Genomic DNA, 14,172 nt, shown 5'->3' on the forward strand with positions numbered 1-14,172 from the left:
ATAAGAGCATATGCCCATCATAGGCATATACCCTTGTAAACGATGGAAAAAAAGATTATTTTTGTTCAACAGATGCCCATTTGTAAGTTAATTTACCACCATAGTTAATTGGGATAATATCTTTTACGGCACCTTTTACTACATACGCTGAACCTTTTTGGAAGATTGGAGTGATAACTGCATCCTCTTTAATTAACATCTTCTCTACTTCTAGAAGGTTGTCCCAGCGAGCTTGTAAATCTTTTGTATCTGTTTTAGCTTTTAGGATTAACTCATCATATTTCTGATTAGAATACCCTGTTTTATTTTGAGAACCATTCGTAACAAACATATCTAAATATGAAATTGGATCTGGGAAATCTGGTCCCCAAATACCAAACGCAATATCATATTGCTGAGAATCTTCTAATTTATTTTTTTGTGCGAATGGTTGCTGTTTAATTTTAATTGATAAACCTGGTAAGTTCTTTTCCATCTCACCTTTTAAGAATTCCCCAACTTTTTTAGCATCTTCATTATCAAAGTTTAAGAATTCTAGTTCGATTTTATCAGTTCCAAGCTCTTTCTTCGCTGTTTCCCAAAGCTTTTTCGCTTCTTTTGGATTTGTTTCAACTAGCTTTCCATTTTCAGCTCGGAAATCTTTTTTATTCGGACCTTCAGCGAAATCTTTTCCAACAAATCCGTAAGCTCCAATTGCACCGTTATTTAAAATAACTTTTGCAATGTTATCACGGTCAAAGGACATTGAAATTGCTTTTCTTAAGTTTTTATTACTTAAGTACTGATTACTTTGATTAAATCTTAAGTAAGCAACCCCTGCTTCTTTTCTTGTTTGGAACTCTGGGCTTTTTCTAAACTTATCAACAAATTCAGACGTTAAAGCCGCTCGATCAATCGCGTTTGTCTCATATAAATTTACATCAGTTGCTGTATTTTTTACAATATTAAAGTTGATTTCTTCGATTTTAACCGTTTTATTATCCCAATATGAAGGATTCTTCTTGAATTGGAAACTTTGTTCATGTTTCCAATCACTCATAACGAATGGACCGTTATATAATGTTGTATTTGCCTCTAAACCAAATTTATCCCCTTGTGCTTTTACAAAGTTTTCATTTAGTGGGTAAAATACTGGATAAACTGTTAAATCGATAAAGTAAGGAACGGGATTGTCTAATTCTACTTCTAATGTATAATCATCAATCGCTTTTACACCTAATTGGTCAGCAGGTAATTCTTTTTTATGAATTTTCTCTGCATTTTTAATATCGAACATAATGTACGAATACGTTGCTTTTGTATCTGGATTTACTGCTCTTTTCCATGAATACACAAAATCTTTAGCTGTTACAGGTTCCCCATTCGACCATTTCGCATCTTTTCTTAATTTAAATATGTATTTCTTCCCATCATCTAGCTTTTCGACATCTTCTGCAACTCCAGGCATTCTCTTTTGATCTTTGCCAATACGATATAAACCTTCCATCGTATTATTTAATGCTGTAGAAGATGAAGAATCAGATGCCAATGATGCATCCATTGACGGAATTTCAGATAACTCTGTTAAATTAAGAATCTGTTTTCCGTTACTACTACTCGTAGCGTTCTCTTTCCCTTTTGCTTTTGCGTCATCTTTTTGGTAGCTACACGCGCTAAGCAACATACTTGCAGTTAAAGTTGATGCAAGTAATAACGGTATCTTTTTCTTCATGTTGTGTTGCCTCCCCTAATTGCACTTCCTGTACCCTCACTTGTTAAAAAGTAGAATTGAAAGAATAATCTCCAAGTTTCTACAATTTTCATTATACATATAATATAACAATTGTGAATATAGTTTTTTGTTTTTTTGTTAAAATTTTTAATAAAATATTTATATTTTTAATTTTTCGTAAAGGATACATTAACATTGCTACCATCATCTTAAAATCAGACCTTTAATTGCGTATAATTTTCAAAAATTAATCCTAGTACTTATTATAGCTTTTATAGTATAATAATTCTAGTAATATTTTGACGGAGGGAATATTTTGAATAAAGTTTTTTTTCATACTTGTATACTAATTTTTATAGCGATGATTGCTTCTAGTATTGGTGCATTCCTCATTTCATCTCAATTTTTGTTGAACTTTGTCAACATTTTGTTTTATATTGCACTGTTTTTTATTCTTATCGGCGGTTTTTTATACATATTTCAAAATGGTTTTTTCAATGTAACCATTTACGCATTCCAAAGAGTATTTGGTACGAACAAAAAGATTGACTCTTTAATTGAAGAAGTCGAGGAACCTACAGATAAGAAAGAACGTATTTATAAAACATATTCATTCAAATGGACATATCCAATTTGTATTACAGGTATCTTCCTTGGGTTGTTCTCGACCCTCATTAGCTTTACTATTTTGATGTAGTTTGCAAACACTATCCCATATGATATAATAATCAGCAAAACATTTTGTTATAAAACTTTAGTTCTTTCATATTAAAAGAGCTCAAGTAACAATAAATAAATTTATATGTATGCGATGATAAAGAAGAGTACATATTGAGGCAATTTCAGAGAGCTTGTGGTTGGTGTGAACAAGTAATTGTACAGTATGGAATGGGCTTTTGAGCACCAAACCGAACCGAAAGTAGTAGGCTTTGGCGTTATATCCAAACGTTATTATGGATTAGAGAGATTTCACAGTAGTGAAATAATTAGGGTGGTACCACGGTCCATTCGTCCCTATAGTTTTTGGGATGAATGGGCTTTTTTGTTTGCCTTCTCTTCCCCACATCACGCATTCTATTTTAGGAGGAATTACTTATGTCAGTTATCTTTTCTGGTATTCAACCAAGTGGAACGATTACACTTGGAAACTATTTAGGAGCAATGAAGCAGTTTACAGAGCTTCAAAATGAACACGACTGTTATTTCTGTATTGTAAACCAACATGCGATTACAGTACCTCAAGATCCCGTCGGGCTTCGTAAAAACATCCGCAGTCTTGCTGCACTTTATGTAGCATGCGGCATCGATCCTGAAAAAGCTACTTTATTTGTACAATCAGAAGTACCAGCACACGCTCAACTAGGATGGATCATGCAATCTGTTGCTTACGTTGGAGAATTAGAACGTATGACGCAATATAAAGATAAAGCTTCTGGTAGAGATTCAGTTCCAGCTGGATTACTTACGTATCCACCATTAATGGCTGCTGATATTTTACTTTACAACACTGAAATCGTGCCGGTTGGTGATGACCAAAAGCAACATATCGAATTAACACGTGACTTAGCAGAGCGTTTCAACAAACGTTACCGCGAAATCTTCACAATGCCTGAAATTCGCATTCCAAAAGTAGGAGCTCGCGTTATGTCATTAACAGAGCCTACGAAAAAAATGAGTAAATCTGATCCGAATCCAAAATCAATGATTAGTATGCTTGATGAGCCAAAAACAATTGAAAAGAAAATTAAGAGTGCTGTAACTGACTCTGAAGGTATTGTGAAATTTGATAAGGAAAACAAACCTGGTATCTCTAATTTATTAACAATCTACTCTTCATTCTCTGGAAAAACAGTTGAAGAAATCGAAGCAATGTACGAAGGAAAAGGATACGGCGACTTCAAAGGCGACCTAGCGCAAGTAGTCGTAGAAGCTATTCGTCCAATCCAAGACAAATATAACGAACTAATCAACTCACCAGAACTAGACGAAATCCTAGACAAAGGTGCAGAAAAAGCAAACCGCGTTGCATTCAAACAACTACGCAAAGTAGAAAACGCAATGGGACTAAGCAGAAAACGTAGGTAACATATAAAGCGGAGGCGACTGCTTAGCCCTGACGGCTAAGGTTCTTTCCCACAGAAGGTGCTTTTTACCTTCTTGTGGGGAAGGTTCTTAGACGCGAAGGGTTAGGAGCCGGAGCTAGATTATATATAAAGCGGAGGCAGCTCGTTCAGCTCTGACTGGATAAGGTTCCTTCGCATAGAAGACGCTTTTTGTCTTCTTATGCGGAAGGTTCTTAGACACGAAGAGCTCGCTGCCGGAGCTGGATTTCTACAAAAAGCGGAGGCGGCTCGTTTAGAATGTGAAGGCGCGAAGCCACCGAACATTCTTGCCGCTGGAACTAAATTTCTACAAAATTAAAAAACCGCCAATTGGCGGTTTTTTAATTTACCTTTTGCTCATTTTCCATTTCCCATAACTTTTCAAAAAATGGCTGTCCTTTTACGAGACGCTCACATAATTGTTCGTGCTTATCAGACCAGCCAGCTTTCGCTTCATCATACAGCTTAGCCCAAATATCTTCAAATTCCATATGTTGAACCATTCCATATGCTGATGGATCCCACTCTGTGAACCAATAGCGAATTTCTGCTGTGTTTTTCGTTGTATGTAATTGATCTAACGCCATAAATAATAATTGTTTTAGCTGTCTTTCTTTACGAGTCAAGCCATTCATAATGAAAGGCGATGGTGATAAAATATGATGTTCTTTTTCTGTTTCTTCTACTTGGAACTCATACTTTTCTGCTTGTACGTTTTCTACCATCTCATATACCATCTGCTCTTGGCGTGGTATAAGTCTACTTTTGCGAATTGGTACATTGTAACCAATTGTGTCAATGGCAATAATGCCTTTCCCATCTGTAACAACAAAGCAATACTCTTGCTGCAAACGTTCATGATTTTTACGAATATAAGCCTTATGATGTACGTCTTCCAGCATTTTTTGCGGAAGCTCTAACAATTCGTTCTCGATGTAATGATATAATGTGGCATCTACTTTTAATAATGGCACTTGATCTAATAGCTCAATCGTATCATCTTTCCGCCATTCGTAAAAATGACAAACGTTATACCCATTCTCTTCACCTTCAAACCAATTTACCCATACATCATGTAGATATAACATTCACTACCCCTCACTTCACTACTGTTTGTACCAATCATTATGTTCATTTTTGCTTAACTTTATTCCACTTGAGGAAATATATTCTAATTATTATTTTTTCTTCTATTAATACTAAAAAAACAGGAAATAGAATTCCTGTTTTTTTATATATGAAATGTATTTGCTTTATTCAATATTTCTTTTGCATCTATAGATAATAAAGAAAGTGTATCTTCTCCTTCCAAAGTTACACAATCTTTGACAATATGAAATCCAAGCGCATAGCCAAGCATCTTCGGATAAGAGTGAAAGCCATTTAATAAGATGTCATGTTCCCTTGTTCCTCGTTTTATACTTATTCTTTCATGTACAACATTTTTCCAATAATAAACAGCCTCTTCTTTTGAAAGATACGCCGTCCACGGTGCATTGTTTTTTTCTGTATACCTTTCTGTTACTGCTTGTTCCGCTAGCCCTTCCATAATCATCGTATCAAGTAATGTATATTCTGTTTCTTTCGTCTCAATTTGATGTAACCTGCATATGTGATGATATTCATGCGCCAATAACACTTTTAATTCTTCTACCGAATTCCGCCCACATACGAATAAGAAAATAACATGACGCATAGATAATCCAGCCCTACCGTTATACTCTTCTTGTACAGTTCGATTATAGGAATCTGATAATAAAATAAAGACAGGGACATCTGGACCTTTTAACCAATTTTTCAGTTTATCATACTCCAGGCTCAATTCTTTCCAAATTTCCTTTTCCTCTAATTCTTTAATTTCCTTTTCTCCGCGCATGATCGGGCGATACATCCCTTTTGAAATTAAAAAGCGATACAACCTTTCTTTTGGCAACGGAATATACTTCGTAAATTTCTCACAAAGTTTTTCTGGCCGTCCATAATATAAATGTAGCCATTCAGCTGTTTCAACAATCCCCATCTTTATCCCTCCTTTTTCTTATGTATATGCTACAGGAGAAAAAGGCGTAAAAATAAATAAGGAGTTTTTTCGCAATCTATTGCGAAAAAACTCCTTATTTCATCGATTATTTATACGATTTAAATACTAACACTGCGTTATGACCACCGAATCCTAATGAGTTACTTAATACTGCATTTACTTCTTGGTGTCTCGCTTGATTTGGTACGTAATCTAAGTCACATTCTGGATCTGGTGTCTCATAGTTAATTGTTGGAGGAATTACTCCGTCTGTAATTGATTTAATAGAGAAAATCGCTTCAACAGCACCAGCTGCTCCTAATAAGTGACCTGTCATTGATTTCGTTGAGCTAATCGCTACTTTATACGCGTGCTCGCCGAAAGTTTCTTTAATTGCCATCGTTTCATATTTTTCATTCGCATCAGTACTTGTACCGTGCGCATTAATGTAATCAATATCTTCTGGCTGTAGGCCTGCATCAGCTAAAGCTTGACGCATTGCACGCACTCCGCCTTCCCCACCAGGAGCAGGCATTGTAATATGGAACGCATCTCCAGTTGCACCATAACCAGCAATTTCCGCGTAAATGTGAGCACCGCGTGCTAATGCGTGCTCTAATTCTTCAAGAATTAGAATACCTGAACCTTCACCCATTACGAAACCGCTACGGTTTTTATCAAATGGACGGCAAGCCGTTGCTGGGTCTTCATTAAATGTTAATGCTTTCGCTGAGCTAAATCCTGCGAATGCCATACTTGTTAGCGGTGCTTCTGCTCCGCCTGTAATCATTGCATCAGCATCACCACGCTGAATTGCTTTAAATGCATCACCAATTGAGTTTGCACCAGATGCACAAGCCGTTACAGAACAAGTGTTAATTCCTTTTGCTCCTGTTGCGATTGATACTTGACCTGCTGCCATATCTGGAATCATCATCGGCACGAAGAATGGGCTCACGCGGCGTGGGCCTTTCTCAGTAAAAATCTTAAATTGTTCTTCGTATGTTTCCATACCGCCAATACCAGATCCAATCCATACACCAATTCGAGGTCCGTTTTCTTCTGTAATTTCAAGCTTTGCATCTGCAACTGCCATTTTCGCTGCTGCTACTGCATATTGTGTAAAGCGATCCATACGGCGCGCTTCTTTTTTATCAATATATTTCTCGACTTCAAAGTCGTTAATTTCCGCTGCTACTTTTGCTGGAAATAGTTCTGGATCAATTCTTGTAAGTCGCCCGATTCCAGATACACCCTTTTTAATGTTTTCCCACGCTGTTTCAACATCTGTTCCGACCGGTGTAACAGCTCCTAGTCCTGTAATTACGACCCTCTTTTTTTCCATACAAAATACACTCCTTTTTTTCTCTCAGTCCTTATTTACCCCAACGAAGAGCGACTGCTCCCCATGTTAATCCGCCGCCAAAACCAACAAGTATAATTAAATCACCGTCTTGAATACGTCCGTTTTGCAATTCCTCTACCATTGCAATCGGAATTGAAGAAGCTGATGTATTACCGAACTTCTCAATCGTCATACTCATTTTTTCTTGTGGTAAATTTAACCTCTCTCTTGCAGATTCCATAATACGAATGTTTGCTTGATGCGGTACTAAGAAATCCACATCTTCTTTCGTAAGACCAGCTTTATCTAAAACGCGAAGACAAGAATCACCAAGTTGACGAACGGCAAATTTAAACACTTCTCTGCCATTCATCATAACATACTCGTCTTGATAAAGGTGCTTGCCGCCACTTCCGTCTGCTCCTAATTCAAAAGATAGAACGCCTTTACCTTCTGAAACAGCTCCCATTACGACAGCACCGGCTCCGTCTCCAAATAGTACTGCTGTATTTCGATCGTTCCAGTCTACAATTTTAGATAGTTTATCACTACCAACTACTAATACATTTTTATACGTTCCTGTTTGAATAAATTGCTGTGCTGTAATCATTCCGTACATAAAACCAGCACATGCTGCACTTAAATCCATTGCAGCTGCATGTTTCGCTCCTATTGCTTCTTGAATTACACAAGCAACTGCTGGAAAAGCACGATCTGGTGTTACTGTTGCTACTAAAATAAGATCGATATCCTCTCCGCTAATTCCTGCATCTTCAAGTGCTTTTTTAGAAGCCTCTACGGCCATATATGAAGTATCTATTGTATCATCGGCAATGCGTCTTTCTGCAATTCCCGTTCTCGTACGAATCCATTCATCGGATGTTTCCATTATTTTCTCTAAATCGTGATTTGTGACTACTTTTTCTGGCACATATCTTCCGATCCCTAAAATGCCCACGTTCACATCGCAGCCCTCCGTTTTATATCAATTATTATGACTTGGTACTAATTTTAAAACATAAATGTATTTTTGTCTAGAATATATTTCGCATAAAACAGAAAGCTAACGCATTATTCACGTTATTTTTCATTAAAAGAAACGGAAACATACCTCTCAAATATAAAAAGACTCAAACCGCTTCTATTTACAGTTCGATCCTCTCTTTCATCTAAAAAGATGCTTTTTTATTCTTTATCTGCTTTCCTTCTAAACTAGAGAGTTCTCCTCACTACTTTTCCTTTATCCTCTTCATATCTCTGGTTTCCCCCCAGGCGAGAATAAAAAAGGCCCTGACCGCTTCTATCCACGGTTCGGGCCTCTCTTCCATCTTAAAAAGATGCTTTTTATTCTTTTTATTCTTTATCTGCTTTCCCGAGCTCATAGGCCTCGTTCATAACTTTCATTAACAACTCTAACACTGGCTGTGCCTTCTCCATATCAAGTGCAATTCCATTATCATCTAAAATTGCTTTTGCTTCCGGTAAATGCTTCATTGCGATTTGTAAAAACTGCATGCTTTTTTCGTTCATATTATGCTCTTCCTCTCCATTAAAACTTTCACATACAATAGTGTAACACGCGTACTACCCTTCGTATAACTCTTTATATTTTTTCATGTGTGCCAGTTGCTTATTTAAACCGTATTCTAACGGAGTATTTCTTTTTATTGAAATTACCTCGATAGCCTCATCTCTTACTTCGTTATTATTTTTATTTACTTTATCATCCGCGCGTAAAAGATTCATACCTTTTTCCCATAATGACTGTTTACCACTAAGTAAATTGTATATACCAAGATGCGCCCCGTTCGTTCCATTTTCCCATAAGTATTCACATACATCTTCAACGTAAAGTAAATCATTCCCCTTTTCCTCAATCGTACAACGGCACTCTTTTTCACCTAATTCTGATAAAATAAGCTGATGAAACATCATAAAGGACGGTTGCCACGGTCCATATAATGTTGGAACTCGAAATACACTATATTGTAAATTCCCTTTTTTCAATCCTTCTTCTACTTTCAAAAATAGTCGCTTATTTTCGGATTCATCTGTACTGCCTACTTCAATAGAAGAAATTAAATTTAACTTCACTTTTTGTTCTTCACACATTCTTATAATTCGCTTTAAATATTGTAATATGACTCTTTCATTCCGAAATCCACTTTGCTGATTTGGCTCATATAAGCAAAAGTAAACAGTATCGAATCTCTCTTCCTCAACCGATCTCCATCCATCTTCATCTCTTATCGAATAATACGTAAATAATGCATTTCGCCCAATTAATAATAACTTCTCTTCATTAATTTTCGTCATACTATCGAATTCATCAAAATCAAGACCATATACTTCCACTTCTTCTGCAATCATTTTATTTACAAGGTGATAACCTACAAACGTAAGTGCACCTACAATTAGCACGCGTTCCATACCACCAACCCTTTCCCTCTGAAACAAATAGCTCCTCATTTATGTATATGGGAGCTTCATAATTCTTCTTCATATTTTTTAAAGAAATCGGTCGTTTGCCTAACCATTTTATATTTCACATCTTGCAGATGGAACAAGACAGAAGTATCACATTGATTTAGTTGCCTCATTTTCTCATATCTACGCAACTGCTGTTTTCTTCCTCTTTTTTCTTGTGTTGATACGAAAATTTTAACAGGTACACAAGATGGAAGAAGCGTAAATGATTTCTTATTTATTTTTGATTCTAATTCTTCTTCTTTGGCATCATACGCCAAACTTAATTCCTTCACGAGTCTCTTGTAAAAAAACTTATGCTCTTTCTCAAACTCCACATATTCTGGTAAATCTAAACACGGATTTAACATAATGACAGAGCGTATACACTCAGGGTATTTGTTCATCATTTCGAGTGCTACAAGTGCTCCCATACCATCTGCCATAATGTGCATTTTCGCATTCAATGTCTCTTTTCTCAACACAACGTCATATAAACGTTTCGCTAGACGAACAGATTGGTCGTTTCCCCAATGTCTTCCGTATAAATTAGAAGAAAAGACTGTGTAGCCTTGCTCAATAAGGCCATGTAAAAAATAAGATCTACCCGCATGCTGTGTCCATAAACTTGTACCATTCTCAATAAAGTAGTTATAATCACCGAGGAGCATAACAGAAAATCCATTTGGCTTCTCCGGTAAATAAATGACACATGGTTCTTTTTCTAAGTAAAAAAAACGTTCCGTAATACTCATTTTTCCCCCGCCTTATTTTCTAAACATATAAAACCACTCTTTTATAATGTATGAACGGAATGCAAATTTGCGTTGAAAAATCTACAAATATTTTTCTATATTCTTTTTTCAATTGTGTTACAATAAGGACAGATTGAACGAATAGAGGTGTAAAATATGCGTTTCATTTGGGCATTAATTTGGTCGTTCTTACTTGTACATATGATGAGCTATGTAATCGGCTCTATGACTGGCGGTACATACGACTTTAACCAAGCGTCTATTTTCTCAGTTGTTCTTGCTGTGTTAGTACTAGCAATTTCAGCTGCAATTCCAAACGAGCCAGTAGAACAACACTAAAAAAAGAGTCCGGATTTTATCCGAACTCTTTTTTATTTTTATTTCACATGAACGACTAACTCGTTATTTTCTACATCAACAACTACGTGACTATTATCAGTAATTGTTCCTGCAATTAATTCTCGTGCTAATTTCGTTTCCACTTGACGCTGTACGTATCGTTTTAATGGACGAGCTCCGTACATTGGGTCGAAACCTGCTTCCACAACAAATTCTTTTGCTGCATCTGTTAATTCTACTGTAATGTGACGGTCAGCTAGACGACCTTGTAGTTCTTTTACAATTTTATCAACAATGCCTTTAATTTCATTCGTTGTAAGAGGTTTGAATAAAATAATTTCATCCACACGGTTTAAAAATTCAGGGCGGAAATGTCCTCTTAATTGCCCCATTACAAGGTCTCTTGATTCCTCTTTAATGGAACCATCTTCTTCTAATCCATCTAGTAAATGAGCAGATCCAATATTTGAAGTCATAATAATAACTGTATTTTTAAAGTCCACTGTACGGCCCTGTGAATCTGTAATGCGTCCATCATCTAACATTTGTAATAAAATGTTGAATACTTCTGGATGTGCTTTTTCAATTTCATCTAATAAAACAACGGAATATGGTTTACGTCTTACCGCTTCTGTTAATTGACCGCCTTCTTCATATCCTACATATCCAGGAGGTGCACCAATTAAGCGAGACACGGCGTGTTTTTCCATATACTCAGACATGTCAATGCGAATCATTTGCTCTTCACTATCGAATAAAGACTGGGCTAACGTTTTTGCAAGTTCTGTTTTACCAACACCTGTTGGTCCTAAGAAGATGAAAGAACCAATCGGGCGGTTCGGATCTTTAATACCAGCGCGAGCACGAAGAACTGCGTCTGACACTAAGCTTACTGCTTCCTCTTGTCCGATGACACGCTCTGATAAGATTTGCTCTAAGCGTAATAATTTCTCGCGTTCACCTTCCACGAGTTTCGCAACAGGAATACCAGTCCAGCGTGAAACAATATCTGCAATTTCTTCTTCACTTACTTCCTCACGTAATAAACGATTTTCTTGTTTATTATGCGCGCCCATTTCTTCCGCTTCTTTTAACTCTTTTTCAATTGCGGGAATTTTCCCGTGACGAAGTTCCGCTGCTTTATTTAAATCGTAATTGCCTTCTGCTTCTTCTAATTCACGACGCAAACGTTCTAAATGTTCACGTAAGTCACGAACTTTGTGAATGTCTTCTTTTTCTTTCTCCCATTTCGCTCTCATGCCACTTGCAACTTCTTTTAAATCCGATAATTCACGTTGCAATGTTTTTAGACGCTCTTGGCTACCACGATCCGTTTCTTTCCCAAGAGCCGCTTCTTCAATTTCCAGCTGCATAATGCGGCGCGTTACTTCATCTAATTCTGTTGGCATAGAATCAATTTCTGTACGAATTGTTGCACACGCTTCATCAACAAGGTCAATTGCTTTATCAGGTAAGAAGCGATCTGAAATATATCGATCTGATAAAACTGACGCTGCTACAATCGCACGGTCATGAATATTTACACCGTGATAAATTTCAAAGCGTTCTTTTAATCCACGTAAAATTGAAATTGTATCTTCAACAGTTGGTTCTTCTGCTAATACTTGTTGGAAACGTCTTTCTAGCGCTGGATCTTTCTCAATATATTTGCGATATTCATCGAGCGTCGTCGCCCCGATACAATGCAGTTCACCGCGCGCAAGCATCGGTTTTAACATATTTCCTGCATCCATGGCTCCCTCTGTTTTACCAGCTCCAACTATTGTATGAAGTTCATCAATGAATAATAAAATGCGTCCTTCACTCTTTTTAATTTCATTTAATACAGCTTGCAGACGCTCTTCGAACTCACCACGGAATTTCGCACCTGCTACGAGCGCACTCATATCTAACGCAAAAATCGTTCTATCTTTCAATCCTTCAGGTACATCCTTTTTCACGATACGCTGTGCTAGCCCTTCAACGATTGCTGTTTTACCAACACCTGGCTCCCCAATTAAAACAGGATTGTTTTTCGTTTTACGTGAAAGAATACGGATTACACGTCGTATTTCACTATCACGGCCGATTACAGGATCAATTTTCCCTGCTCTCACTTCCGCCACTAAATCACGGCCATATTTTTCTAACGCTTCATAAGTTGCTTCTGGATTTTGACTCGTCACTCTTTGATTCCCCCGAACTGTCATTAAAGACTGTAATAAGTTATCTTTCGTAATATGCAATCTTGTAAATAATTGATTTATATCGCCTTTTTCTTCAGAAAAAGCAAGCAATACATGTTCTACTGAAATGTAATCATCCTGCAGTTTTTCTGCTTCTTTTCCTGCTCTTACAAGAAGTTGTTGCAGAGCGCTCGTTACATACAATTTTCCAACTTCTGCACCGCTCCCCGTTACAGAAGGTTTCTTTTTAATTAAACTTTCAGCACCTTGCTTTAATGCTTCTATATCAACATTCATTTTTTGAAATATACGTACTGCTAATCCATCTTGCTCTTCTAATAATGCAAGTAATAGATGAACAGTATCCACCTCTTGGTGATGATGAGATACCGCTAAAGATTGGGCACTCATAATCGCCTCTTGTGTTTTTGTTGTCATTTGATTTAAGTCCATCTTTACAGCCCTCCAAAAGTTTGACTTTCTTTGACCTTTGATTTGATTATACGCCAACTGACTTTTTTATACAATAATTTTGCCTATGTATTTTCAAACTTATTATTTGAAAAAGAAAAAGAGAGCATTCATTATACTGCTAAAAAATACGGTAAATGAAATTACAATGTGTAACGACAAAAAAGCCGCAATAATGATTGCGGCTTCTGTTACGGTTTTCTTTTATATGTCCACTGGCGGTTATGATTCGTGTTATCCGGAAACTTTTCACCGGCAGTTAATTTCACCATTTGCGGATCTTTCACCATACTTCCCGTTTCACCAATTTCTACGTAAATGCCATCATTCGGCGCTTTTTGTCCAGAACGAAACCTGCGATTTTGTCCCATCTTCATTCTCCTTCCATGACGTCTTGCCTCATTAGTATATCCATTTTAAAAGAAAGCTTTTCTGTCATGTTTAGGAAACAGTACTACATCTCATTCTTGTACATATATATGAATGACACAAGCGTAAGCAGGGATTTCTTTCCTACCTGTAGAAAAAAAAAAGAAACCAACCTACTCTAGGCTAGTTTCAAAGGAGAGTCAAACATATACGAGAAGATTACATGTTCATTATATGCCTCATCACACGAGCAATGTAACCCTTTTCACAATTTGTACATAATGAAAGAAACATTGTTTGAACTTTCTAAAAAGATGTTGACTTTTCTTAATTTCCAACGATAAATAGTAGACACCACAGCACTTTGAGACGTAAGATGGATATATAGTGAAATTTCCATCTATGGTG

General features: G+C 36.7%; 13 protein-coding genes and 1 other annotated feature. Of the genes, 3 read left to right on the forward strand and 10 right to left on the reverse strand.

Annotated features, from left to right (window positions below; translation table 11 throughout):
* Positions 1 to 55: 55 nt before the first annotated feature.
* Positions 56 to 1,711 (reverse strand): peptide ABC transporter substrate-binding protein, encoded by a 1,656-nt coding sequence (locus tag IQ781_RS09590; protein WP_000727217.1) that lies wholly within the window; start codon positions 1,709 to 1,711, stop codon positions 56 to 58.
* A gap of 316 nt (positions 1,712 to 2,027) precedes the next feature.
* Between IQ781_RS09590 and IQ781_RS09595 the strand changes: the two genes are divergently transcribed.
* The gene (locus IQ781_RS09595) at positions 2,028 to 2,408 is read left to right on the forward strand and encodes a DUF3899 domain-containing protein (RefSeq protein ID WP_001044997.1); all 381 of its coding nucleotides are present in this window, start codon (positions 2,028 to 2,030) and stop codon (positions 2,406 to 2,408) included.
* A 105-nt stretch (positions 2,409 to 2,513) separates the two neighbouring features.
* Positions 2,514 to 2,730, forward strand: a binding site (T-box leader).
* Positions 2,731 to 2,806: 76 nt separating this feature from the next.
* Positions 2,807 to 3,796 (forward strand): tryptophan--tRNA ligase, encoded by a 990-nt coding sequence (trpS, locus tag IQ781_RS09600; protein ID WP_000110982.1) that lies wholly within the window; start codon positions 2,807 to 2,809, stop codon positions 3,794 to 3,796.
* Between the two features lie 358 nt (positions 3,797 to 4,154).
* On the opposite strand, the gene IQ781_RS09605 is transcribed toward trpS, so the two are convergent.
* From IQ781_RS09605 to IQ781_RS09635, 7 genes are all read right to left on the reverse strand, one after another.
* Entirely contained in the window at positions 4,155 to 4,901 is a 747-nt protein-coding gene (locus tag IQ781_RS09605; RefSeq protein WP_050252206.1) for a YjbA family protein, read from the reverse strand.
* Positions 4,902 to 5,044: 143 nt separating this feature from the next.
* A complete protein-coding gene (locus IQ781_RS09610; RefSeq protein ID WP_000513277.1) occupies positions 5,045 to 5,833 on the reverse strand; it encodes a DUF2268 domain-containing putative Zn-dependent protease in 789 nt (262 codons plus the stop codon).
* Positions 5,834 to 5,939: 106 nt separating this feature from the next.
* Positions 5,940 to 7,178, reverse strand: coding sequence for a beta-ketoacyl-ACP synthase II (gene fabF, locus IQ781_RS09615; protein ID WP_000412656.1), 1,239 nt, complete (start codon positions 7,176 to 7,178; stop codon positions 5,940 to 5,942).
* A 31-nt stretch (positions 7,179 to 7,209) separates the two neighbouring features.
* Positions 7,210 to 8,142: a beta-ketoacyl-ACP synthase III gene (gene fabH, locus IQ781_RS09620; RefSeq protein WP_001100547.1), complete on the reverse strand. Its 933-nt coding sequence runs from the start codon at positions 8,140 to 8,142 to the stop codon at positions 7,210 to 7,212.
* A 389-nt stretch (positions 8,143 to 8,531) separates the two neighbouring features.
* The gene (locus IQ781_RS09625) at positions 8,532 to 8,708 is read right to left on the reverse strand and encodes a ComZ family protein (protein WP_001986215.1); all 177 of its coding nucleotides are present in this window, start codon (positions 8,706 to 8,708) and stop codon (positions 8,532 to 8,534) included.
* 54 nt (positions 8,709 to 8,762) lie between these two features.
* Complete coding sequence (locus IQ781_RS09630; protein ID WP_002164601.1) at positions 8,763 to 9,635, reverse strand: NAD-dependent epimerase/dehydratase family protein; 873 nt, start codon at positions 9,633 to 9,635, stop codon at positions 8,763 to 8,765.
* Between the two features lie 29 nt (positions 9,636 to 9,664).
* On the reverse strand, positions 9,665 to 10,399 hold the full coding sequence (locus tag IQ781_RS09635; RefSeq protein ID WP_000028712.1) for a lipase family protein: 735 nt from the start codon (positions 10,397 to 10,399) through the stop codon (positions 9,665 to 9,667).
* A gap of 156 nt (positions 10,400 to 10,555) precedes the next feature.
* Here IQ781_RS09635 and IQ781_RS09640 point away from each other — a divergent pair, with 156 nt between their 5' ends.
* A complete protein-coding gene (locus tag IQ781_RS09640; RefSeq protein WP_001211116.1) occupies positions 10,556 to 10,738 on the forward strand; it encodes a YjzD family protein in 183 nt (60 codons plus the stop codon).
* A gap of 38 nt (positions 10,739 to 10,776) precedes the next feature.
* Here the strand turns inward: IQ781_RS09640 and clpB are convergent, their stop codons facing one another.
* The gene (gene clpB / locus IQ781_RS09645) at positions 10,777 to 13,377 is read right to left on the reverse strand and encodes an ATP-dependent chaperone ClpB (RefSeq protein ID WP_000365401.1); all 2,601 of its coding nucleotides are present in this window, start codon (positions 13,375 to 13,377) and stop codon (positions 10,777 to 10,779) included.
* Positions 13,378 to 13,586: 209 nt separating this feature from the next.
* Positions 13,587 to 13,766 carry a YjzC family protein gene (locus IQ781_RS09650; RefSeq protein WP_000531421.1) on the reverse strand — a complete coding sequence of 60 codons (180 nt, stop codon included), beginning with the start codon at positions 13,764 to 13,766 and terminating at the stop codon, positions 13,587 to 13,589.
* Positions 13,767 to 14,172: the final 406 nt, after the last annotated feature.

It is taken from the genome of Bacillus sp. N447-1, from assembly GCF_022701035.1.
Lineage (GTDB): Bacteria > Bacillota > Bacilli > Bacillales > Bacillaceae_G > Bacillus_A > Bacillus_A cereus.